Annotated in this window: 22 protein-coding genes; 5 read left to right on the top strand and 17 right to left on the bottom strand. The window is 71.3% G+C overall.

All coding sequences use genetic code 11. From position 1 onward, the window contains the following. Positions 1–6: 6 nt before the first annotated feature. Together QM782_RS03380 and QM782_RS03375 are read right to left on the bottom strand one after the other, a co-directional pair. Entirely contained in the window at positions 7–1,359 is a 1,353-nt protein-coding gene (locus QM782_RS03380; RefSeq protein WP_415201518.1) for an MFS transporter, read from the bottom strand. A gap of 46 nt (positions 1,360–1,405) precedes the next feature. Continuing rightward, complete coding sequence (locus QM782_RS03375; protein ID WP_415201517.1) at positions 1,406–2,251, bottom strand: sugar phosphate isomerase/epimerase family protein; 846 nt, start codon at positions 2,249–2,251, stop codon at positions 1,406–1,408. Positions 2,252–2,392: 141 nt separating this feature from the next. Between QM782_RS03375 and QM782_RS03370 the strand changes: the two genes are divergently transcribed. Next, positions 2,393–3,175, top strand: coding sequence for an IclR family transcriptional regulator (locus tag QM782_RS03370; RefSeq protein ID WP_415201516.1), 783 nt, complete (start codon positions 2,393–2,395; stop codon positions 3,173–3,175). Between the two features lie 33 nt (positions 3,176–3,208). On the opposite strand, the gene trxC is transcribed toward QM782_RS03370, so the two are convergent. From trxC to QM782_RS03320, 10 genes are all read right to left on the bottom strand, one after another. Then, positions 3,209–3,655 carry a thioredoxin TrxC gene (gene trxC, locus QM782_RS03365; RefSeq protein WP_415201515.1) on the bottom strand — a complete coding sequence of 149 codons (447 nt, stop codon included), beginning with the start codon at positions 3,653–3,655 and terminating at the stop codon, positions 3,209–3,211. 75 nt (positions 3,656–3,730) lie between these two features. Next, positions 3,731–4,744 carry a DctP family TRAP transporter solute-binding subunit gene (locus QM782_RS03360; protein WP_415201514.1) on the bottom strand — a complete coding sequence of 338 codons (1,014 nt, stop codon included), beginning with the start codon at positions 4,742–4,744 and terminating at the stop codon, positions 3,731–3,733. A gap of 22 nt (positions 4,745–4,766) precedes the next feature. Further along, positions 4,767–5,804, bottom strand: a complete 1,038-nt coding sequence (locus QM782_RS03355; RefSeq protein WP_415201513.1) for an L-idonate 5-dehydrogenase — start codon at positions 5,802–5,804, stop codon at positions 4,767–4,769. Between the two features lie 34 nt (positions 5,805–5,838). Further along, entirely contained in the window at positions 5,839–7,119 is a 1,281-nt protein-coding gene (locus QM782_RS03350; protein ID WP_415201512.1) for a TRAP transporter large permease, read from the bottom strand. Then, the gene (locus tag QM782_RS03345) at positions 7,116–7,697 is read right to left on the bottom strand and encodes a TRAP transporter small permease (protein ID WP_415201511.1); all 582 of its coding nucleotides are present in this window, start codon (positions 7,695–7,697) and stop codon (positions 7,116–7,118) included. The genes QM782_RS03350 and QM782_RS03345 overlap by 4 nt, the downstream gene beginning before the upstream one ends. A 31-nt stretch (positions 7,698–7,728) precedes the next feature. Beyond that, a complete protein-coding gene (locus QM782_RS03340) occupies positions 7,729–8,748 on the bottom strand; it encodes a TRAP transporter substrate-binding protein (RefSeq protein ID WP_415201510.1) in 1,020 nt (339 codons plus the stop codon). A 27-nt stretch (positions 8,749–8,775) separates the two neighbouring features. Next, positions 8,776–9,756 (bottom strand): TRAP transporter substrate-binding protein, encoded by a 981-nt coding sequence (locus QM782_RS03335; RefSeq protein WP_415201509.1) that lies wholly within the window; start codon positions 9,754–9,756, stop codon positions 8,776–8,778. A 26-nt stretch (positions 9,757–9,782) separates the two neighbouring features. Continuing rightward, positions 9,783–10,748, bottom strand: coding sequence for a 2-hydroxyacid dehydrogenase (locus QM782_RS03330; RefSeq protein ID WP_415201508.1), 966 nt, complete (start codon positions 10,746–10,748; stop codon positions 9,783–9,785). Positions 10,749–10,783: 35 nt separating this feature from the next. Continuing rightward, the gene (locus QM782_RS03325) at positions 10,784–12,031 is read right to left on the bottom strand and encodes an enolase C-terminal domain-like protein (protein WP_415201507.1); all 1,248 of its coding nucleotides are present in this window, start codon (positions 12,029–12,031) and stop codon (positions 10,784–10,786) included. A 2-nt stretch (positions 12,032–12,033) separates the two neighbouring features. Next, the gene (locus QM782_RS03320) at positions 12,034–12,816 is read right to left on the bottom strand and encodes an SDR family oxidoreductase (protein ID WP_415201506.1); all 783 of its coding nucleotides are present in this window, start codon (positions 12,814–12,816) and stop codon (positions 12,034–12,036) included. A gap of 126 nt (positions 12,817–12,942) precedes the next feature. Here QM782_RS03320 and QM782_RS03315 point away from each other — a divergent pair, with 126 nt between their 5' ends. Next, the gene (locus QM782_RS03315) at positions 12,943–13,749 is read left to right on the top strand and encodes a FadR/GntR family transcriptional regulator (RefSeq protein WP_415201505.1); all 807 of its coding nucleotides are present in this window, start codon (positions 12,943–12,945) and stop codon (positions 13,747–13,749) included. After that, positions 13,746–14,894, top strand: coding sequence for a galactonate dehydratase (gene dgoD / locus QM782_RS03310; protein WP_415201504.1), 1,149 nt, complete (start codon positions 13,746–13,748; stop codon positions 14,892–14,894). Before QM782_RS03315 ends, dgoD begins: the two co-directional genes overlap by 4 nt. 83 nt (positions 14,895–14,977) lie before the next feature. Here dgoD and QM782_RS03305 read toward each other — a convergent pair whose 3' ends face one another. Then, positions 14,978–16,420, bottom strand: a complete 1,443-nt coding sequence (locus QM782_RS03305; RefSeq protein ID WP_415201503.1) for an MFS transporter — start codon at positions 16,418–16,420, stop codon at positions 14,978–14,980. A gap of 90 nt (positions 16,421–16,510) precedes the next feature. Here QM782_RS03305 and QM782_RS03300 point away from each other — a divergent pair, with 90 nt between their 5' ends. After that, positions 16,511–17,482, top strand: coding sequence for a LysR family transcriptional regulator (locus tag QM782_RS03300; protein WP_415201502.1), 972 nt, complete (start codon positions 16,511–16,513; stop codon positions 17,480–17,482). Here the strand turns inward: QM782_RS03300 and QM782_RS03295 are convergent. The 3 genes from QM782_RS03295 to uraD are packed head-to-tail and all read right to left on the bottom strand — an operon-like array spanning position 17,449 to position 20,024. Then, positions 17,449–18,492 carry a BMP family protein gene (locus tag QM782_RS03295; protein ID WP_415201501.1) on the bottom strand — a complete coding sequence of 348 codons (1,044 nt, stop codon included), beginning with the start codon at positions 18,490–18,492 and terminating at the stop codon, positions 17,449–17,451. The genes QM782_RS03300 and QM782_RS03295 overlap by 34 nt on opposite strands. After that, on the bottom strand, positions 18,489–19,469 hold the full coding sequence (locus QM782_RS03290; protein ID WP_415201500.1) for a Bug family tripartite tricarboxylate transporter substrate binding protein: 981 nt from the start codon (positions 19,467–19,469) through the stop codon (positions 18,489–18,491). Before QM782_RS03290 ends, QM782_RS03295 begins: the two co-directional genes overlap by 4 nt. A 21-nt stretch (positions 19,470–19,490) precedes the next feature. After that, positions 19,491–20,024 carry a 2-oxo-4-hydroxy-4-carboxy-5-ureidoimidazoline decarboxylase gene (gene uraD / locus QM782_RS03285; RefSeq protein WP_415201499.1) on the bottom strand — a complete coding sequence of 178 codons (534 nt, stop codon included), beginning with the start codon at positions 20,022–20,024 and terminating at the stop codon, positions 19,491–19,493. A gap of 105 nt (positions 20,025–20,129) precedes the next feature. Between uraD and QM782_RS03280 the strand changes: the two genes are divergently transcribed. Beyond that, positions 20,130–21,071, top strand: a complete 942-nt coding sequence (locus QM782_RS03280; RefSeq protein ID WP_415201498.1) for a LysR family transcriptional regulator — start codon at positions 20,130–20,132, stop codon at positions 21,069–21,071. Positions 21,072–21,086: 15 nt separating this feature from the next. Here the strand turns inward: QM782_RS03280 and QM782_RS03275 are convergent, their stop codons facing one another. After that, positions 21,087–22,103, bottom strand: a complete 1,017-nt coding sequence (locus QM782_RS03275; RefSeq protein ID WP_415201497.1) for a LacI family DNA-binding transcriptional regulator — start codon at positions 22,101–22,103, stop codon at positions 21,087–21,089. Positions 22,104–22,109 lie beyond the last annotated feature (6 nt).

Below are 22,109 nucleotides of genomic sequence, written 5' to 3'. Positions count from 1 at the left end.
TTCTTTTCAGTGCGCGAGTGTCTTGGCTGGATCCGTTTCCGGGGTGCGATGGTGGCCCTGAATCCATGCGGCCACGATGGCGATGCCGATCGGCAGCGTCAGCGCCAGGAACAGCTGGCCGAAGTCCCATTTGAAGCTCAGCAATACCGCGCCGACCGAGGCTCCGGAAATGGCGCCGAAGCGGCCGATGCCTGTCATCCAGCTGGTGCCGGTGGCGCGCATCTTCGTGGGGTAGTAGCTGGCTGCCATGGCGGTCCAGCCGGTATTGGACGAGTTGATGCAGAAGCCGAGCAGGAAGCACAGCGCCATCAGGGCGTGCAGTCCCGGGCTGAGGTAGCCGAGCAGGACGGTGAAAACCGCCGCACCCAGCAGGGTGCCCATCTGGACCTTGTGCGGGCTGAAGCGGTCCATGTTCCAGCCGATCGCGATATTGCCCAGGGTGCCGCCCAACTGCATCATCGCCCCGACCATGGCGGCATCGGCCAGCGTGAAGCCGTCGTCCTTGACCATGATCGGCAGCCAGCTATTGAGGAAATAGACGGTCAGCAGGTTCATGAACAGGCCTGCCCACAGCGCGATCGTCACGCTGGTATGCGGCTTCGATAGCACCAGCCGGACTGCGGTCTTGCCGGCGTGCTCGCTCTCCGGCGTGGTGAAGCGGGTCTGGGCATCGGCCTGGCCAGGCTCAATGTCGTTGACGATCCGTTCCAACTGGGTGCGGCCGTCATGCTTGACGGCCAGGAACTTGGCCGATTCGGGTAGCACCAGAACCAGCAGAATGGCGTAGGCGATCGGGATCACGCCGCCCACGAACAGGATCGAGGCCCAGCCATGGGTCGTGATGAGATAGTTGGCGAAGAAGCCGCCACCCGCAGCACCGAGCGTGAACCCGCAGTAGACAACGGTGACCATCAGCGAGCGGTACTTCTTCGGAGCGTATTCCGAAGCGAGCGTGGCGGCATTGGGTTGCGAAGCGCCCAGGCCCAGGCCGGTCAGGAAGCGCATTGCCGACAGTGCCGTGATGCTCGGGGACCAGGCCGAAAGCAGGCTCATCAGGCCGAAAAAGAAGACCGACGCGATGATGACCTTGCGCCGGCCGAACCGGTCTGCGAGGGGGCCGCCCGCGAGGGCGCCGATGGCCAGGCCGAACAGGCCCATGCTGAGTACCGGTCCCAGCGCTTCGCGAGGGATGTTCCAGTCGGCGACCAGTGCTGGCGCAATGAAGCCCATGGCCACCACGTCGAAACCGTCCAGTATCAGCACGCCGATGCAAAGCAGCAGGATCTTCCATTGGAACGATCCGAAAGGTCGACCGTCGAGAAAGTCTTGGATGTCGAGCTGTCGGGCAGCAACTGTCATGACACGAGTCTCCGTAGATATGAATGCAAGGTAGAGGGAGCAGCGCTCAGAGCAGGCTGCGCATGTAGGCCAGGCTGTCGGCGATCGCGTCCGCGTCGCTGGGGTAGTCCGGATGCAGGTAGTCGATTTCCAGAGCCAGCAGGCCTTGATAGCCATGGCGGCGCAGGGCGGTGAATGCGTGTGGCAGATCGATCAGCCCGCGGCCAAGGGGTACGCTGGGCCAGAAGGCGAACTCGCGCGGGTTGCCGCGGTGGGCCGTCACGTCTTTGATGTGCGTGGCCCGTGCATAGGGCGCGAGCTTCTCGATCGCGATGGCCGGGTCTTCCAGCATGCGCAGGTTGTTGGCGGTGTCCAGGCATACCCCCAGCCAAGAAGAACCGATCGTCTCGATCAGTTCGACAAGTTCGTCGGCCAGGAAGTCGATGTGGTTCTCAATGGCCAGGACCACGCCGTGCTGTTCGGCGTGTGCGCACGCCTCGCGCAGCAGTGGTAGCAGGGCCGCCTTGTGAGCCGGCCAGTCTGCGGGCCGCGTGCGGCGTCCGCCACAGCAGACGCGCATGACGGGCGCACCCACGGCCGCAGCGATTTCAGTGTGGCGCATCAGATCGGTCAACTGTTGTGGCGCTGCGCCGGACTGCAATCCGCCGGGGTGGCCCCAGGCCCACACCCGTTCCAGGTTCAGGTCGTCCAGTTGGGTTCGCAGTCGAGTGATCTCCTCGGCGCTGGGGTTTGGCAGGAAGCACGACTCCAGCGATACGCCTGCTACGCCCAGCATGTGTGCTCGCTCCACAAAGTCCGCCACGGTCATGCGTGACCCTGGATCCCGTTCAAGGTTGGGATAGATCTCCCCGAAGTAGCGGTGGTAGCTGTATGAATCGATGGCGACTTTCATGGATGGCTCCTAATTTGAAACAGAATACCAATTGAAACTCTATACCATAAATAGGGTTTATACCTATCAGATCTTCACCCCCGACTGAAACGCCATCCCATGTGGCACTAGGATGGCGACTGCGTTTCATGGGAGAAAGACATGGCATCGGTCCGCGATCGCGCGATTTCCATCCTTGAGCTTCTGGTGCGGAACGTGCGCGGACTGCCGATGCACGAAGTCGCAGATCAGCTCGGGATTCCCCGTACCGCCGCACACCGGCTTCTGGCGGATCTGAAGGAAATGGGCTATGTGAAGCAGGAGCCGGGTAGCACGCAGTACCTCCTGACGGTCAAGCTGGCGTCGCTGGGGTTGAGCTACTTGGCGGCCAGCGGCATCGTGGATGCGGCTCAGCCCTTGCTGGATGACTTGGCCGACGTCACAGGCGAGTTGGCCAGGCTTGCGGTGATGGAAGGCGACCAACTGATCTGGGTCGCCAAGGCCCAGGGAGCTCGCTCGGGGCTGCGCTATGACCCTGATTCGGGAGCGGACGTCTATCTGCCTGCAACTGCCAACGGTCTGGCCTTGCTGGCCGCCGTCAGCGAGGAGCGTGCGTTGCAGCTCATCGCCAAGCACGGCATCGAGAAAGCGGCATCGATGGGGCCGGGCGCGCCGTCTTCCATGCGCGAACTGATGGATCGCATCGAGGAAACGCGCGCACGCGGCTACGCCGTTGTCTTCGAGGCCTACGAGGCCGGGACCAGTGCCGTGGCGGCGGTGATCCGTCGTCCGGGAGACGGGGAGCCGGTGGGCACCGTCAGCATCGCGGGGCCTTCGATTCGCGTCACGGCGGAACGCTTGCCTGTACTGGCCCCCGCGGTGAAGGAGTGTGCGCACCGCCTGGCGGCGGTCAGCGCATGGTCGCCGGCGTTCACGCGCCGTTGAGGCGCGCTGCCAGACTCAGGGAGTCAAACGCGGCTATGCCGCGCGCGCCAGCTGCGCCCGCGTCCAGCGCACGATGTCCGCCGCGCCCATGGCGCCGGCCTGGCGCGCGATCTCGCGCCCGCCGCGGAACAGCGCCAGCGTCGGGATGCTGCGGATGCAGAAGCGCGCGCCCAGCGCCGGCTCGGCCTCGGTGTCCAGCTTGGCCAGCCGCACCTGCGGCTCCAGCTGCGCGGCGGCCTGCTCGAACGCGGGCGCCATCATGCGGCAGGGGCCGCACCACGGCGCCCAGAAGTCCACCAGCACCGGGATGCCGCTGCGGCCCACGTGGCGCTCGAAGCTGGCGCCGTCCAGCGCCACGGAATGGCCGCCGAACAGCGGCTGGTGGCAGCGGCCGCAGTCCGGCGCGCTGGCCAGGTCGGCGGCGGCGACGCGGTTGGTGGTGTGGCAGTGGGGGCAGACGATGTGGAGCGGGCTGGTCATGGCGGCGGCGGTCGGCGGGGTTCGCCGCAGCTGCGGGCCGCCGCGCCGGATTTCAAGCGCGGCGGCCGGCCCGCGTCAGCGCTTCGCCGCCCGGTACTTTTCCAGCTCGCCGTAGAAGCTCTTGGCGAAGTCGGCGCCGATCGTGGCGGTGTTCTTGTCGATCACGGGCTGCACCGCGGCGCGGATCTTCTGCAGCTCGGCCGGCGGCATCTCGGTCACGCCCATGCCGTGCGAGCGCAGCTGCTCGACGGCCGCGGCCGCCTCCTTGAGCTCCAGGCTGCGCTGCAGCGTGCGGGCCTGCTCGGCCGCCTTCTGCACCGCCTGCTGCTGCTCGGGCGTCAGGCCGGACCACCAGCGCTTGCTGGCCAGCAGCGCGACCGGGGTGTAGACGTGGCGCGTGACGGTCAGGTACTTCTGCACCTCGTACATCTTGTTGGCCACCATGTCGACGACCGGGTGCTCGTAGCCGTCCAGCGCCTTGATCTCCAGCGCCGGGTACACCTCGCTGAAGGCCATGGGCACGGCGTTCATGCCCATGGCGTTGAAGCTGGCCAGCGCCATCGGGCTCTGCATCACGCGGACCTTCAGGCCCTTCATGTCGGCCATGCTGTTCAGCGGCCGCTTGCTGTTGGACATGTCGCGGAACGCACCGCCGGCCCAGACCAGGCCCTGGATGTTCATCTCGGCCAGGCCGTCGAGCATCTTGCGGCCGACCGGGCCGTCCAGCACGTGGGCGGCCTCGGCGTCGCTCGCGAATAGGAACGGGAAGTCGAACACCTGCAGTTCCTTGCGGCGCACCGACAGCGGCGCCAGCGCGCCCATGTACAGGTCCTGCGTGCCGCTCTGCAGCGCGATCAGCATCTTGTCCTCGGCGCCGAGCTGGGCGCTGCCGTAGACGTCGATCTGCACTTTGCCGCCGGTGGCCTTGGCCACGTCGGCGGCGAATTGCTTCATGGCCACCGCGCGCGGGTGGTCGTCGGTGAAGGAGTGGCCGAGCCGGGCGTGCCGGCCCTCCTGGGCGTGAGCGCCGGTGCTCAGGGCCAGGGCCGCCAGGGCGGCGGTGAACAGGCGGCGGGTGGTGCGGTGCATGGGGTCGTCTCCGGAAAAAGGTTCAGTCGAAGCTCAGCAGGACCTTCATCGACTGCGTGCGGTCCGCCGCCAGCGCGAAGGCGCGGCCGGCGTCGCGGAACGGCAGCGTGGCCGAGACCAGCGGCTTCAGGTCCACCAGCCCCTGGTTGATCAGCGCCACCGCCGTGCCGAATTCCTCGTGGAAGCGGAAGGTGCCGCGCAGGTCGAACTCCTTGGCCACCACGGTGTTGAACGGCAGCGTCAGCTCGGCACCCGACAGGCCCAGCTGCACGATCACGCCGCGCGGGCGCACCACGTCGAAGGCCGCGCGCAGCGCCTGGGCGTTGCCGCTGGACTCGAACAGCACGTCGAACTGGCCCTTCTCGGCCGCGTACTTGGCCAGTGCCTCGGGCTGCGTGGCCACGTCGATGGCCTCGTCGGCACCGATCTGCAGCGCCTTGCGCAGCGTGTTGGCGACCACGTCGGTGGCCACGATGCGGGTGGCGCCGGCGCGGCGCGCGGCGATCACCACCATCGCGCCGATCGGCCCGCAGCCGGTGACCAGCACGCTGCGGCCCAGCAGCGGGCCGGCCCGGTTGACCGCGTGCAGCGCCACGGCCAGCGGCTCGGCCATCGCGCCCTCGGCGTCGCTGACGCCGTCGGCCAGCGCGAAGGCCTGGCTGGCGTGGATCACGATCTCGCGGCGGAACGCGCCCTGCACGTGCGGCATGCGCATGGCGCTGCCGTAGTAGCGCATGTCCAGGCAGTGGTTCTGCAGGCCCATCTGGCAGAAACGGCAGGCGCCGCAGGGCTGGCTGGGGTTGATCGCGATGCGCGTGCCGGCCGCCAGGCCGGTGACGCCCGCGCCCAGCTCCTCGATCGCGCCGGCCGCCTCGTGGCCCAGCACCATCGGCTGCTGGATGCGCACCGTGCCGAAGCCGCCGTGCTGGAAGTAGTGCAGGTCCGACCCGCAGATGCCGCCGGCGCGCACGCGCACGCGGACCTGGCCGGCGCCGACCGGCGGCGTCGGCACGTCCTCGACGCGCAGGTCCTTCGGGGCGTGGATGACTAGGGCTTCCATGTTCAGTGTCTCGTCTCGGTTGGGGGGAAAGTCGTCATTTCGTCATCCATTCCAGCGGCCACATGACGATCTGCGGGAACACCACCAGCAGGAACATCACGATGGTCTGCGCCACCATGAACGGCACCACGCCGCGGATCGCGCCGCTCATCGGGATCTTGGCCACGCCGCAGACCACGTTGAGCACCGTGCCCACCGGCGGCGTGACCAGGCCGATGGCGTTGTTCATGATGAACAGCACGCCGAAGTACACCGGGTCGATGCCGGCCTGCTTGAGCACCGGCATCAGCACCGGCGTCATGATCAGCACCGTGGGCGTGAAGTCCAGCGCCGTGCCGACCAGCAGCACCAGGATCATCAGCGCGAAGGTCAGCAGCATCTTGTTGTCCATCAGCGGCGCCACCAGGTCGGCCAGCTGCTGCGGGATGTTGGCCGTGGTGATCAGCCAGGCCGACACGCCGGCCGCCGACACCAGGAACATGATGATGGCCGTGGTCTCGGCCGCGCGGTAGATCAGGTGGAACAGCTGCGAGGGCTTGATCTCGCGGTAGACCAGCATGCCCACCAGCAGCGAGTACACCGCGGCGATCACGGCCGCCTCGGTCGGCGTGAACCAGCCGGCCTTCAGGCCGCCGATGATGACCACCGGCAGCACCAGCGCCCACAGCGACTTGCGCGTGGCGTCCAGGCGCTCGCCCATCGAGCGCTTGGGCTCGGTGACGATGGGGTCGCGGCCGATGCACCAGCGCCAGGCCAGCAGGATCGCCACGCCCATCAGCAGCCCGGGCACGATGCCGGCGATGAACAGCTTGGTGATGGACACGCCGCCGGTCACGCCGTACAGGATCATCGCGATCGACGGCGGGAGCACCGGCGCGATGATGCCGCCGCAGGCGATCAGGCCGCAGGAGCGGTTCACGTCGTAGCCGGCGTTGCGCATCAGCGGCACCAGCACGGCGGCCAGCGCGGCGGTGTCGGCCACGGCCGAGCCCGACAGGCTGGCCATGATGACGGCCGCGCCCACGGCCACGTAGCCCAGGCCGCCGCGGATGTGGCCGACCCAGGCCATGGCCATCTGGATGATGCGCCGCGTCATGCCGCCGGCGTTCATGAACTCGCCGGCCAGCATGAAGAAGGGCACGGCCAGCAGCGGGAAGCTGTTGGCGCCGTCCCACATGTTCTGCACCACGATCTGCGGATCGGTGAAGCCCATGGTGTACATGATGGCCAGGCCGCAGCCGATCAGCGCGAACGCGACCGGCATGCCCAGCGCCATCAGGCCGAGCAGCGAGGCGATGAAGATGAAGATCGTCATGCGCGGCCCCCGTTGGCGGCGCCCTGCGCCTTGATCTCGCGCTCGGCCTCCAGCGCCTCTTCCATGCCTTCCTCGTGCACGTCGATCAGCTCATCGTCGCGCACCTGGCCCAGGAACAGCCGCACCAGGTTGGACAGGCAGATCAGCCCGATGACCGTGCCGGTCAGGTAGCTCACGCCGTAGACCCACAGCATGCTCCACTGCGCCACGGGCGAGGCGTTGCCGGCGATGATGTCGTGCTGCAGCCAGGTGCCGTAGACGATGTAGCCGCAGCACACGGCCATGATGGCCTGGCTGATGCCCCAGCAGACGCGGCGGCCCAGCGTGGGCAGCATCTGCACCACCAGGTCCACGCCCAGGTGCGCGCGCTTGCGCATGCCGACGATGGCGCCCAGGAAGGTCAGCCACACGAAGGCGAAGCGCGGCACCTCCTCCGACAGGTCGATGCCGGTGTTCAGGAACAGCCGCAGCATGACGTTGCCGAACACCATGACCAGCATGACGACCATGCAGCCCACCATCACCCACTCCAGCAGGCGCGTCAGGCCGTCGGCCAGCGCTTTCAATGCTCCACCCATGGCGGTTCCTTCCCGTGGTTGTCGCCTTGGCTTACTTGGCGGCGGCGCGCGCCTGCTCGATCTCGGCCATGAAGCCCTTGACGAAGTCCTCGCCGATCTGCGGCGCGAACTTGGCGACCACGGGCTTGACCTTCTCCTGCACGCGCGCGAGTTCTTCCGCGCTCATGGTGTTCACGGCCACGCCCTCGGCCTTGAACTTGCCCACGACCGCGGCATCGCCTTCGTCCAGCAGCTTGCGCTGCAGCAGGCCGGCTTCGGTGGCGGCCTTCTGCACGCCGGCCTTGTCCTCGGCCGACAGGCTGTTCCAGAACCGCTTGGACGCCACCATCGCCACCGGCGTGTAGACGTGGTTGGTCACGGTGATGTACTTCTGCACTTCCTGCATCTTGTTGGCGTACATGTGCAGCAGCGGGTTCTCCTGGCCATCCAGCGCCTTGATCTCCAGCGCCGGGAACACCTCGGCGAAGGCCATGGGCGTGGCGTTGGCGCCGATGGTCTTCCAGGTCTCCAGCGCCACGGGGTTGGTCATCACGCGGATCTTCAGGCCGTTGACGTCCTCCACCTTGTTGACGGCGTGCTTGCTGTTGGACAGGTTGCGAAAGCCCATGCCGGTCCAGGTCAGGCCGATCAGGCCGGCCGGCTCGATCTTGGCGAAGATCTGCTTGGAGGAGGCGCCGTCCAGCACGGCGTAGACCTCGCGCTCGTTGCGGAACAGGAAGGGCAGGTCCCAGACCTGCACTTCCTTCACGCGGGTGGACAGCGGCGCCAGCGTGCCGATGTACAAGTCCTGCGTGCCGGACTGCACGGCCTGCAGCTGCTTCTCGTCGCTGCCGAGCACGGCGCTGTGGTAGGCCTGGACCTTGACGTTGCCCTTGGTGTAGGTGGACGCCAGTTCGCAGAACTTGTTCATCGCGATGGCCTGCGGGTGGGTCTCGGGCATGGCATGGCCGATGCGGGCCTTGATCTCGGCCAGGGCGGGCGTGGCCAGCGCGCAGGCGGCGGCGAAGGCGAGCACGGTGCGGCGGGTGGCGGGGGCGATGCGGAACGGCATGGGGACTCCTGTTGCGGATGGGGGTTGTCAGGGGGTGGTGGTTTCGATGGCCTGCAGCAGCGCGGCGCCGTGCTTCTCGCCGAAGGTCTTGGCGATCGGCGCGGAGACGATCTTCTGGAACGGCGCCATGTCCACCTGCTCGACCACCTGCATGCCGGCCTTCTTGAGCTCGTCCACCCATTGGCCGGCGTTGCTGGCGTTCAGTGCGCGCTGGAAGCGGGCGGCCTCGCGGGCGGCCTCGACGACGATGGCCTGGTACTCGGGCGGCAGCGCGTCGTACTTGGCCTTGTTCATGACCAGGATCAGCGGCGAGTAGATGTGGTTGCTGACGGTCAGGTACTTCTGCACCTCGTAGAACTTGGCCGACAGCGTGACGTTGATCGGGTGCTCCTGCGCGTCGAAGGCGCCGGTCTCCAGCGCCGAGTACAGCTCGGCGATGGCCAGCGGCGAGGGGTTCATGCCCAGCAGCTTGAAGGCCTGGATGTGGTAAGGGTTGGGCGTGGAGCGGATCTTCAGGCCCTTGGCGTCCTCGGGCGTGCGGATCGGGCGCTTGCTGTTGGTGAACGCGCGCCAGCCGTTCTCCCAGTAGGCCAGGCCCTTCAGGCGCTGGGCGGAGAACTCCTCCAGCACGCCGCTGCCGATCGGGCCGTCCAGCACCGCGTAGGCGTGCTGCGCGCTGCGGAACACGAAGGGCAGCTCGAACGCGGCCGTGTTCGGCACGATGCCGTTGTAGTTGGAGGCGCCGCTGGAGACGATGTCGATCGTGCCGCCGCGCGCGCCGCTGATCATGGCCGAGTCGGTGCCCAGCGTGCTGGACGGAAAGACGGTGATGACCACGTCGCCCTTGGTGCGCTCCTTGACCAGCTCGGCCATCTTCAGCGCCGCGGCGTGCTGGCCGTCCGTGGTGTTCACCGCGTGGCCCAGCTTCAGGTTGAACTTGGCGGCCAGGGCGCCGGCCGGCAGGCAGGCGGCGGCCACGCAGGCCAGCAGCAGTCGTGCGAACTTCATGGCGTTGTCTCCTCTTGGGTGGGGGTCTATTGCAGCCGGTTGACCAGCGGCTGCCCCTGGTCGAGCCGGCGGATGTTGTCGGCCATGGTCTGCTGGCGCCGGCGCACCGTGCCCTCGGTCCAGCCGGACATGTGCGGCGTCATCAGCACGTTGTCCAGCGCCGCGAAGTCCAGCCGCGAGGGCGCGCAGACCGGCTGCGCCGGCGTCGGGTAGCGGTACCAGGTGTCGATGACGGCCCGGCCGAGGTGGCGGCGGCGCAGCGCGTCGTACAGCGCCTGCTCGTCCACGACCGGGCCGCGCGCCACGTTGACCAGCACCGCGCCCGGGCGCATGGCGGCCAGCGCGGCGGCGTCCACGATGCCCTGGGTCTCGGGCACCAGCGGCAGCGTGACGACGGCGATGTCCACGCTGGCCAGGAAGTCGTGCAGCTCGGGCAGCGCGAAGGCGCGGTCCACGTCGGCGCTGCGGACCGGGCTGCGGTTGGCCGCATGCACGCGCATGCCGAACGCGCGTGCGCAGCGCGCGATCGCCTGCGCGATGTGGCCGAAGCCCAGCAGGCCGATGGTCTGGCTGCCCAGCTCGGTGCGCAGCGCGTTCGGCCGGCCGGCCCAGTAGGTCCATTCGCCGCGGCGCAGGTCGGCGTCGGCGCCCGAGAGGGGCACGTGCGGCGCCAGCAGCGCGGCGAACACGTACTCGGCGATCGCGAACTCGTGGCCGTGGCAGTTGCACAGCGCGGCCCCGGCCGGCAGGCGGGCGGTGTCGATCATGTCGGTGCCGGCCGCCGGCGCGTGGTACAGGCGCAGGCGTTCGAGGCGCGGCATGGATGCGTCCAGCCTGGTGCCGATCAGCACCTCGGCGGCGGCGAACTGCGCGGCCTCGCCGGGGCCGTCGAGCAGGTCGCCCACGTGCACGATCTCGTGGCCGGGGCCGACCAGCGCGCCGAAGCCGTGGCGGAAGCCGCCGGCGTTCTGGCCGTGGAACACGATCTTCACGGGGATGCTCCTGTGGGAAAGGGAAAGGGAACGGGTCAGGGCAGGGCCAGGCTGCCGTCGAGCAGGCGCGTCTGCGTCCAGGTCGTCACGCCGGCGCTGCAGGGGTACCGGGCGGCCTCGGCCTCGTCCAGGTCCACGCCCAGGCCGGGTCGGCCGCTGGGGTAGACGTGGCCGCCGCGGCATTCCGGCAGGCCGGGGAACACGTCCAGCAGCGCGTTGCCCGAGCCGCGCAGCTCCTGGATCACGAAGTTCGGCGGCTCGGTGCCCGACCATTCCTGGATGCCGAAGTTGCGCGCCGCCAGGTCCATGTGGATGTTGGCCGCGTGGCCCACCGGCGACTGGTCGCCCGGCCCGTGCCAGGCGGTGCGCACGCCGTACTGCTCGGCGAACAGCTGCAGCTTGCGCGTGGGCGTGATGCCGCCGAGCTGGCTAGGGTGCACGCGGATGAAGTCGATCAGCCGCTCGGCGATCAGCGTGCGCCATTCCAGCGGGTGGTTGAACAACTCGCCCTGGGCCAGCGGCGTGCTGGTCTGCGCGCGCAGGCGGCGCAGCCAGTCGCCCTGTTCCAGCGGCACCGCGTCCTCCAGGAAGAACAGCGCATAGGGCTCCAGCTGCTGCGCCAGGCGCAGCGCGTCGGCCGGGGGCAGGCGCTCGTGCACGTCGTGGACCAGCTCGACCTCGAAGCCGACCTGGCTGCGCAGCGCGTCGAACAGCGCCACCGTGTCGCGCACGTAGGCGCGCGGCTCCAGGTAGATGCCCTCGGGCGCCCCCTCCGCCGCGCGCGCCGGCGCCGGGCCGAAGCCGCCGCCGCCGTAGCCGCCGCTCTGGCAGCGGATGTGCTGCACGCCCTGCGCGCGCCAGTGCGCGATGCTGTCGACGAGCTCGGCCAGGTCGCGGCCCTCGGCATGGCGGTAGACCGGCACGCCCGCGCGCACCGCGCCGCCGAACAGCTGGTACAGCGGCATGCCGGCCAGCTTGCCCTTCAGGTCCCACAGCGCCATGTCCACGCCGGAGATCGCGTTGTTCTCGATCGGGCCGTTGCGCCAGTAGGCGTTCTGGTGCATCAACTGCCACAGTTCCTCGATGGCCTCGGCATCGCGGCCGACCAGCAGGGGCTTGAGGTACTGCTCGACCACGCACTGCACGGCCAGGTGGCGGTAGGCGAAGGTGGCGCAGCCCAGGCCGTACAGGCCGGGCTGGTTGGTCTCGACCTTCACGACCAGCAGGTTGATGCCCTGCGGCGCCGTGGCGATGGCGCGGACGTCGGTGATGCGGATCGCCATGGTCAGAGCACGGAGAGCCAGCCGCCGTCGACGTAGATGATCTGGCCGTTGACGTAGTCCGAGGCGGAGGAGGCGAGGTAGACGGCCGTGCCGGCCAGTTCCTCCGGCTTGCCCCAGCGCCGCGTCGGGTTGCTGGCCTTGACCCAGGCGTCGAACTCGGGGTTGTCCACCAGCGCCTGGTTCATGTCGGTCAGGATGTAGCCGGGGCCGATGCTGTTGGCCTGGATGCCCTTGTCGGCCCATTCGGCCGCCATCGCGCGCGACAGCATCTTGATGCCGCCCTTGGCCACCGTGTAAGGCGCCACCGTGGCGCGTGCGGCCTGGCTGGTCAGCGAGCCGATGTTGATGATCTTGCCGCCGCGCCCGCGCGCGACCATGCGGCGCGCGGCCTCGCGCCCGACCAGGAAGGCGGCCGTGAGGTTGGTGTCCAGCACGCGCTGCCAGTCGGCCAGTTCCAGCTCCAGCATCGGCTTGCGGTGCTGGATGCCGGCGTTGTTGATGAGAATGTCGATCTCGCGGCCGGCGGCGTCCAGCGCGGCGAAGCCGGCCGCCACGGAGGCTTCCTGGGCCACGTCGAACACCGCGCCGCTGGCGCCGATGCCTTCGGCCGCGAGGCGCGCGACGGCTTCGTCGACGGCGGCCTGCTGGCGGCCGTTGACGACGATGTGGGCGCCGGCGCGGCCCAGGCCCTGCGCCAGCGCGAAGCCGATGCCGCGCGTGGAGCCGGTGATCAGGGCCGTGCGGCCGGACAGGTCGAAGGGGCTGCGGGGAGCGGTCTGGTTCATGGCCGCGGAATGTAGAGGAGGTATGACGTTTGCCGAATGCGTGAAAACCCGAAACCGGTTTCAGGCATTTCTGGCGCAGGATCGGCCGGTCCGTGGTACGTCATACGTGCCATGCTGGTGTCATCCATGAGCAAGCCAACGCCCACCCGCGCCACCACCTTCCACGAGCAGGTCGTCGACCAACTCGGCCGCGACATCTGCGCCGGCCGGTACCCGCCGGGCGCGCTGCTGCCGTCCGAGCCCGAACTGGGCGAGCGCTTCGGCTTCTCGCGCATCGTGATTCGCGAGGCCATCAAGTCGCTGATGGCCAAGGGCATGCTGGAGGTCAGCCGCCGCGTCGGCACGCTGGTGCGCGACACGGTGCACTGGAACCTGTTCGATCCGGCCGTGATCGCCTGGCGCGCGGCCTCGGCCGACTTCGACACCAGCATGGCGCGCGACCTGATGGAGTTGCGCCGCATCGTCGAGCCGGCCGCGGCCGGCCTGGCGGCCGGGCGCGCCAGCCCGGCCGAGCGGCGTGCGTTGCGCGCGGCCTACATGGCCATGGCGCGCGCCGTGGCCGGCAAGGGCGACTACGTGGAGGCCGACCTGGCCTTCCACACCGCCATCCTGGCCGCCTGCGGCAACCAGTACCTGCGCCAGATGCAGGAGGCCATGGCGGCGATGCTGGAGGCCAGCTTCGCGATCGTCGTGAAGAAGCCCGGCGGGCCGGCGCTGTCGCTGCCGCTGCACGAGGCAGTGTGCGCCGCGATCGAGCGCGGCGATCCTGCCGGCGCGCAGGCCGCCACCGTGGTGCTGGTCACCAGCGCCGAGGAAGACCTGCGCGAGCAGCTGGCCGAGCGGCGGGCGGCCGGCGCCCGCGTGCCGATGGCCGTGCGCGGCGCGACGGTGCACCGCCGGCCGGCGCCCAGGCTGGCGAAGGTGGCGCCATGAAGATCCGCGCCTTCCACACCTACCACGTCGCGCCGCGCTGGCTGTTCCTGAAGATCGAGACCGACGAAGGCATCGCCGGCTGGGGCGAGCCGGTGGTCGAGGGCCGCGCGCGCACCGTGGAGACGGCGGTGCACGAGCTCTGCGCCACCCTGGTCGGGCAGGACCCGCGCCGCATCAACGACCACTGGCAGGCCATGCTGCGCACGCACTTCTACCGCGGCGGACCGGTGCTGATGAGCGCGATCGCCGGCATCGACCAGGCGCTGTGGGACATCCTCGGCAAGTCGCTGGGCGCGCCGGTGCACCAACTGCTGGGCGGGCGCGTGCGCGACCGCATCAAGGTCTACAGCTGGGTCGGCGGCGACCGGCCAGCCCAGGTGGTGGAGCAGATCCACCGGCTGCGCGAGGGCGGCTTCGACACCTTCAAGCTCAACGGCTGCGAGGCGCTGCGCATGCTCGATTCGGTGCGCGCGATCGACCGCGCCGTCGCCGTGCCGGCGCAGGTGCGCGACGCCTTCGGCACGGACGTGGACTTCGGCCTGGATTTCCACGGCCGCGTGGCGCTGCCGATGGCGCGCCCGCTGCTGCAGGCGCTGGCGCCGCTGCGCCCGCTGTTCGTCGAGGAGCCGGTGCTGCCCGAGCAGGCCGAGCACTACCCGGCGCTGGCCGCGGCCACGGCCATCCCGCTGGCGGCCGGCGAGCGCATGTACTCGCGCTTCGAGTTCAAGCAGGTGCTGCAGCGCGGCGGCATCGCCATCCTGCAGCCGGACCTGTCGCACGCCGGCGGCATCACCGAATGCCACCGCATCGCCGCGATGGCCGAGGCGCACGACGTGGCGCTGGCGCCGCACTGCCCGCTCGGGCCGATCGCGCTGGCGGCCTGCCTGCAGATCGACTTCGTGGCCTGGAACGCCGTGCTGCAGGAGCAGAGCATGGGCATCCACTACAACCAGGGCGCCGAGCTGCTGGACTACGTGGTCAACAAGCAGGACTTCGCGATCCGGGACGGCCACATCGCCGCCTGGGACAGGCCCGGCCTGGGCGTGGAGATCGACGAGGAGCGCGTGCTGCACGCCAGCCGCCACCCGCCGGACTGGCACAACCCGCAGTGGCGGCACGCGGACGGCAGCGTGGCGGAATGGTGACGCCCCGGGTTGACGGCGCGCCGGGCCCGCAGCCCGCGCGGGACCAATGGCCCGCGCGGGACCGGTAGCCCGCGCGGGAGCGGTCATGGGGCCGTGGCCGGCCGGCGTGCCGGCAGCCACCGGCTGGCGCCGATGGCCAGCAGCGCGGCCGCCATGCCGCCGCAGAACACCTGCTGCAGGCCGTGCGCGAACGCGGCGCGCCAGGCCTCGGCGCCGGCTGCCAGGCCCGGCGCGGGCCGCGGCTGGGCCTGCAGCTGCGCGGCGATGTCGCCGGCCAGCAGCATCGCCAGCAGCGCCACGCCGAAGGCGCCGCCCAGGCTGCGCAGCATCACCGGTACCGCCGTCGCCACGCCCAGGTGCCGGGGCGGCGCGGTGCGCTGCGACACCACGGTCACGACCGGGAAGGCCAGCCCCAGCCCCACGCCCAACGGCGCCAGCGCGGCCGACAGCGCCAGCGGCGCCTGCGGCCACCAGTGCACGGCCGCGGTCAGCAGGCCGAAGGACAGCAGCATGGCCGCGCCGGCCAGCTGCGCGAGCCGGCCCACCGGCCACTGCGCGCGCAGCAGCCGCCCGCAGGCGATGGCCGCCGCCGTGAGTCCGGCCATCAGCGGCGCCAGGTGCCAGGCCGACTGGCTCGGCGTCAGGTGCAGGCCGGCCTGCAGGTACTGCGGCACGAAGGCCACGGCGGCGTACAGCGCCATGCCGCAGGCCAGCGCGATCGCGCTGGCCGCCGCGTAGGCCGGCCGCGCGAACAGCGACAGCGGCAGCAGCGGCTGGCGCGCGCGCCGCTGCCGCCACAGGAAGCCCAGCGCCAGCTTCAGCCCCAGCACGACCAGCAGGCCGGCCGGGAGCCAGGCCGGCAGGCCCAGGCGGGCATGCTGGGTGGCCAGCAGCAGGGCGGACAGCGCCAGCGCCAGCAGGGCCGCGCCCGGGTAGTCGATGGCGCGTTCGTCCGCCGGCGCCGCATCCGGCGCGGCCGGCAGCGTGCGCGCGAGCACGGCCCAGGCCAGGGCGGCCAGCGGCACGTTGATCCAGAACGCCCAGTGCCAGGACAGCCCCTGCACCAGCCAGCCGCCGGCCAGCGGGCCGAACATCGTGGCCAGGCCGTAGGCCGCGCCCAGCTGCGCCTTGCGCGCGCCCTGCAGCGCGGGCTGGTACAGGTCCCGCACGGCCAGCATGCTCAGCGTCATCAGCCCGCCGCCGCCCGCGCCCTGCAGCGCGCGCCCCAGCACGATCTGGCGCAGGTCGGTGCTGGCGCCGCAGGCCAGCGAGCCGAGCGCGAACAGGCCCGTGGCCAGCAGCAGCATGGGCTTGCGCCCGTGCACGTCGGCCAGCCGGCCGTAGAGCGTGATGACGACGGTGGCCGCCAGCAGGTAGGCCGAGAAGACCCAGGCGATCGGCCAGTGGCCCGGCAGCTCGCGCGCCATGATCGGCGCGGCGGTCGAGAGGATGGTCTGGTCCAGCGCGGCGAGGACCAGCAGCAGCATCAGCATGGCGAACGCGGGGCGGGGCGAGGGATGAGGCATGGGCGGGTGGCGCAAGGGGGAAAGCGGGCGAGTCTGCGGCCCGCCCTGCGTTCTGTACAGTGCAATCGCTGGAACGCAGGATTGCACCACATGAAAGACTACGACCTGAACCTGCTGGCCGCGCTGGACGCGCTGCTGGCCACCGGCAGCGTGACGGCCGCCGCCGAGCGCGTGCACCTGAGCACGCCGGCCATGAGCCATGCGCTGGCCCGCATCCGCGAGGTGTTCGGCGATCCGATCCTGGTGCGGGCCGGCCGCGCCATGGTGCCCACGGCCCGCGCGCGGGCGCTGGCCGAGCCGGTGCGCCGCCTGCTGGAGGAGGCCCGGGCTCTGCGCGCCGGCGCCGACGCGCAGCAGTGGCATACGCGCGAGCGCTGCTTCGTGCTGCGCGCGCCCGACGGCTACGCCGTGGTGTTCGCCAGCGCGCTGCTGCGCGCGCTGCAGGCGCGCATGCCGCGGGCGCGGCTGCAGCTGCTGCCGGCGACCTACCACGACGCCGCCGCGCTGCGCGAGGCGCGCATCGACGTGGACGTCGGCACCGGCCTGGCGGCCGACGGCGAGACCGAGGCGCAGGTGCTGTCGCAGCAGTCGCTGCTGGGCGCCGCGCGCAGCGGCCATCCGTTGCTGGCCGGGCGGCTGACGCTGCGGCGCTGGGCGGCGGCGCGGCACGTGGACGTGCTGCTGCGGCCGGGCGAGCGCTCGGCGGTGGGCCTGGCGCTCGCCGAGCGCGGGCTGCAGCGCACGGTGGAGCTGGCCGTGCCCAACGCCTACGCGGCGCTGCTGGCGGCCGCGCAGTCGGACCTGGTGGCCTGCGTCAACGAACGCATGGTGCGCGGCATGGCGCAGCCCCTGGGCCTGCAGCCGTTCGAGGTCCCGCTGGCGCTGGCGCCGCAGCCGGTGTGCATGCGCTGGCACCGGCGCCATGCGGCCGACCCGGCGCACGCCTGGCTGCGCGCCTGCCTGGCGCAGGTGCTCAGCGTGGCGCCCGTCGCGCCGCAGGTGCTGCCGGCGTGGCGCAGCGGCGCCGTTCAGGCCGGCGTGGCGAACTCCGGCCCGGCGTAGGTGGTCGGCACGTGCAGCCGGCCCGCGACGATGGCCGCGGCGGCCTGCTCCACGCGGGCGCGCGCGGCGGCGGGCACGTCCGGCGCCATGGCCAGGCGCACGGCGCCGCCCTGGGCCAGGCCCAGCGTGCGGATCTCGCCGGCGGGAAAGCGGCCCGCCAGCAGGTCGCGCACCGCGTCGAACAGGCCCGAGCCGACGTCGGCCATGGCCGAGCCGGCGAACACCGCCGGGTCGCGCGCGGTCCAGTCGACCACGTTGCCGATCTGCCGCCGCCCGCGCAGCCGGCAGGCCTCGGTCACGCCGCCGCGGCCGGCGTTGAGCATGGTGAACACGACGTCGGCACCGGCGTCGAACTGCGCCAGCGCCACGCGGCGCGACAGCGCCTCGTCGTCCTGGTTGCCGGAGAAGTTGGTCAGCAGCCGCACGCCGGGGTCGGTGTCGCGCACGCCGGCGGCGTAGGCAGCGCGGCCCTTGAGGCCGGGGGCGACGCGGATGCCCGACATGTGGCCGACCACGCGCGTGCGGCTGATGCTGGCGGCCAGCACGCCGGCCAGGTAGGCCGATTCCTCCTGCAGCACGTCGTAGCTGGCCAGGTTGGCGCCGCGCACCGCGCCCTGGGTGACGGCGAAGCGCAGCCGCGGATGGCGCGCGGCGACCTCGGCGCAGGCTTCGTTGTTCTGCCCGCCGTGCGCGATCACCAGGTCCGGCTGGGCCTGCGCCAGCGTCTCCAGCGCCCGGGCCAGCTCGGCTTTCACCGGCGGCACCGCGTCGAGGTAGCGCGTCTGCACGCCCAGTTCCGCGGCCGCGCGCTCCAGGCCCAGGCGGCCGGCCTCCATGAAACCGCCGTCCCGCACGTTGCCGGCGAACAGGGCCGCCACGCGCGCCGGCGGCGCGGCGCGCGTGCCGCCGGCGCAGCCGGCCAGCCACGGGGCGGCCAGCGCGCCGGCGCCCAGCAGCAGGCGGCGCCGCGCGCCGGGCGCCGGCTGGCGGTGCTGCACGGCGCCGCTCATTGGGGCACCAGTCCCGCGGCCTTGACCAGTTCGGCGTGCAGCGCGATCTCCTGCGCGATGGTCTGGCCGAACTGCTCGGGCGTGGTCGGCGCCACGTCCATGCCGGCCTCGTGCAGCTGGCTCCGCACGTCCGCGCCCTGCAGGATGGCGTGCACCTGGCGGTTGAGCTGGTCGATGACGGGCCGCGGCGTGCGCCCAGGCGCCAGCAGGCCGATCCAGGTCTGGAACACCATGTTGTCGATGCCGGCCTCGCGCATCGTGGGCACGTCGGCGATCAGCGCCGAGCGCTTCCCGCTCATCAGCGCCAGCGCCGCCAGCTTGCCGGACTTGATGTGCGGCAGCGCCTCGGGCAGCGGCGCGAACAGCAGGTCCACGTTGCCGCCCAGCATGTCGTTGATGGCCAGCGCGCCGCCCTTGTAGGGGATGTGCGTCATGCGCACTTTCGTGCGCGTCTCGAACATCAGCGCGGCCAGGTGCTGCGGGCTGCCGTCGCCGGAGGAGGCGTAGGTCAGGCCCTCCGGCCGGGCCCTGGCGGCGGCCAGCACGGCGCCGGCGCTGGGGAATTTCTCCTTGTCCTTGACGACCAGCACGATGGCCTGGTCGGCCAGCTTGGTGATCGGCGCGAAGTCGGCCTGCGGGTCGTAGGGCAGTTCCTTGAAGATGCTCTTGTTGGTGGTCAGGAACGAGGCCGGCGAGGCCATCAGTGTGTAGCCGTCCGGCGCGGCCTTGGCCACCAGCGGCAGGCCGATGCGGCCGGAGGCGCCGGCCCGGTTGTCCACGACGAAGGGCTGGCCGGTGATGGCGGCCAGCTTCTGGCCGACCAGGCGCGCGATCATGTCCACGCCGCCGCCGGCCGGCAGCGCCACGATCAGCTTGACCGGGTGGTCGGGGTACGGCCCCTGGGCGCCGGCCGGTGCGGCGGCGGCCAGCAGGCCCAGTGCGCAGGCCAGCAGGGAGAGTTGTCGTCGGGTGTGCATGGTGGTGGCGGTTCGTCGGTTTCAGGAATGGGTGGGGGCGGCGGCCACGCGCTGCGCCAGTCGCAGCCGGGTGATGGCGGCGATCTCGTCCAGCGCGGCGGCCAGTTCCGTGGCCCGGTCGTTCTGCAGGCGCTGCTCGAAGGCGCGCAGCGCGGACTCCCGCGTATGGCGGCGGATGCACAGGATGAACGGGAAGCCGAAGCGCGCGCGGTAGGCGCGGTTCAGCGCGTCCCAGCGCTGCGCCTCCGCGGCGTCGAGGCTGGCCAGCGCGAGCGAGCCCTGCTCGGCGATGGAGGCATCGGTCATCGCGCCGCGGCGGGCGTCGGCGCCGGCCAGTTCCGGGTGGCCGGCGTAGAACGCCACGCGCGCCGGCTCGTCCAGCGCGGCCACCGCCTCGACCATCGCGCGGTGCAGCGCGTCCACGTCGGCGAAGGGGCGCCGCGCCGCCGCGCGCTCGGCCACCCAGGGCGCGTGCTCCCAGATGTCGGCCAGCGCGGCGCTGAAGGCCGCGGGCGTGCAGGTGTTGAGTTCGTCCAGGGTCGCAGGTGTCGTCATGGAGGCGCATCGTAGGCATGCCTTTCATTGCCGTCCATCACCGATTTGGCTACGTTCCATGCGCAAGATCAGTACGATCGGCGCTTCCATTGACAGAGGGCTTCCATGCGCCATTCGCTCGTTCCCGCCGGCCTGCGCTATGCCGACCAGGTGGCCCGCTCCGGCTCGATCCAGAAGGCGGCGCGCGAGCTGCACGTGGCCGCGTCGGCGATCAACCGCCAGATCCTGCAGCTGGAGGACGCGCTCGGCGTGCCGCTGTTCGAGCGGCTGCCGCGCGGCATGCGGCTCACCGCCTCGGGCGAGGCGCTGATCACGCTGGCGCGCCGCTGGCGGCAGGACGAGCGCCGCCTGGTCGGCGAGATCCGCCGCATCGAGGGCGTGCACCAGGGCCACGTGGCGCTGGTGGCGATGGACAGCCACGCCACCAGCGTCCTGCCGGCGCTGGTCGGGGAACTGGGCGCGCAGCATCCGCTGGTCAGCCTGTCGATCGAGCTGGCCACGCCCGACGACGCCGAAGTGGTGCTGATGGCCGGCAAGGCCGACCTGGCGGCGATCTTCAACCTGGCGCCGCGGCGCGAGCTGCTGGTGCTGTGGAAGGCCGAGCTGCCGCTGGGCTGCGTGGTGGCGCCGGGCCACGCGCTGGCGCAGCGCCAGAGCGTCAGTTTCCAGGAGGCCACGGCCCATCCGGTCGCGCTGCAGAGCAAGGCGCTGACGATCCGGCGCCACCTGGAGGCGCAGTACAGCTGGCTGTTCAAGGAGGCGAGCCGCTGCGTGGAGACCAATTCGCTGCAGCTGGCCAAGCAGCTGGCGCTGGGCGGCCGGCACCTGATGTTCACGTCCGAGCTGGACGTGGCGCCGGAGCTGGCGGACGGCCGGCTGGTGTTCGTGCCGATCCGCGACCGCGGCGCCGAGCCGCAGGGCATCAGCGTGGTGGTGGACGCGGCGCGGCCGCCCGGCGCGATCGTGAAGCTGGTGGCCGAGCGTCTGATCGCGGCGCTGCAGGCGGCGCTGGCGGCGGCGCGCGGAGAGGGCGCCCGCGGCGCTTGAAGGCTCGGCGGCGGACTATGCCGCCGACGACCCCCGCACCGCCAGCCGCCCCGGCAACAGCAGCTCGCGCGCCGGTCCGGCATGGCCCTGCAGCCGGTCGATCAGGCAGCGCGCGGCGCCCTGGCCGATCGCGTCGGTGGGCTGGGCGATGCACGACAGGCCCGGGCCGATCAGCGCGGCCCAGTCCGGGTCGTCGAAGCCGACGAAGCCCAGTTCCCGGCCGAACTGCCAGCCGAGCTGGCGCATGGCGTGCGCCACGCGCAGCGTGACGACCGCGTTGCCGGCGACCACGGCGGCGCGGCGGCGGTGCACGGCGGCGCGCGCGTGCAGCGCCTGCAGCGCGCGGCGCAGCGCGTCGTCGTCGCCGGCATGGCTTTCGAACACCGTGCCAGCCGCCGGGGCGCGCACGCAGTCGCCGAACGCGGCCGTGCGCTCGCGCCGGGTGCTGACGCCGGCCACCGGCTCGGTCACGTACAGCAGCTCGTGCCAGCCGCCGTCCAGCAGGTGCGCGCAGACCTCGGCCATCGCGCCGGCGTTGTCCAGCGAGACGAAGTCCGCGGCCATGCCGGCGTGCCGGCGGTCCACCAGCACCACGGGCTTGCCCTGCGCGGCCATGGCGGCGTCGGGCATGCCGGCGCCGGGGCCCATCGTGTTCAGGATGAAGCCGTCGACCTGGTAGTCGTCCAGCGCCTCGATGGCGTCGCGCTCGCGGCCGGGTTCGTTGCCCAGGTTGGCCAGCATGACCAGGTAGCCGGCCTCGCGCAGCACCTGCTCGGCGCCGCGCAGCACGGCCACGGAATACGGGTTGGCGATGTCGGCCACCACCAGGCCGATGAGCCGCGAGCGGCCGCGGCTCAGCGCGCGGGCCATCGGGCTGGGCGCGTAGCCGAGCTGCGCGATCGCGGCCTCGACCCGGGCCGCGATGTCCGGGCTCAGCAGCCGCTCGCGGTGGTTGAAGAAGCGCGAGACCGTGGCCTTGGACACGCCGGCCGCGGCCGCCACGTCGGTGATGGTCGGGCGCGCGGCGCGCACGGCGCG

This window comes from Pseudorhodoferax sp. (genome assembly GCF_047601025.1).
Taxonomy (GTDB): domain Bacteria; phylum Pseudomonadota; class Gammaproteobacteria; order Burkholderiales; family Burkholderiaceae_C; genus Pseudorhodoferax.
Note: the sequence above shows the minus strand (reverse complement) of the source record. Positions and strands in the feature narration are given on the sequence as shown.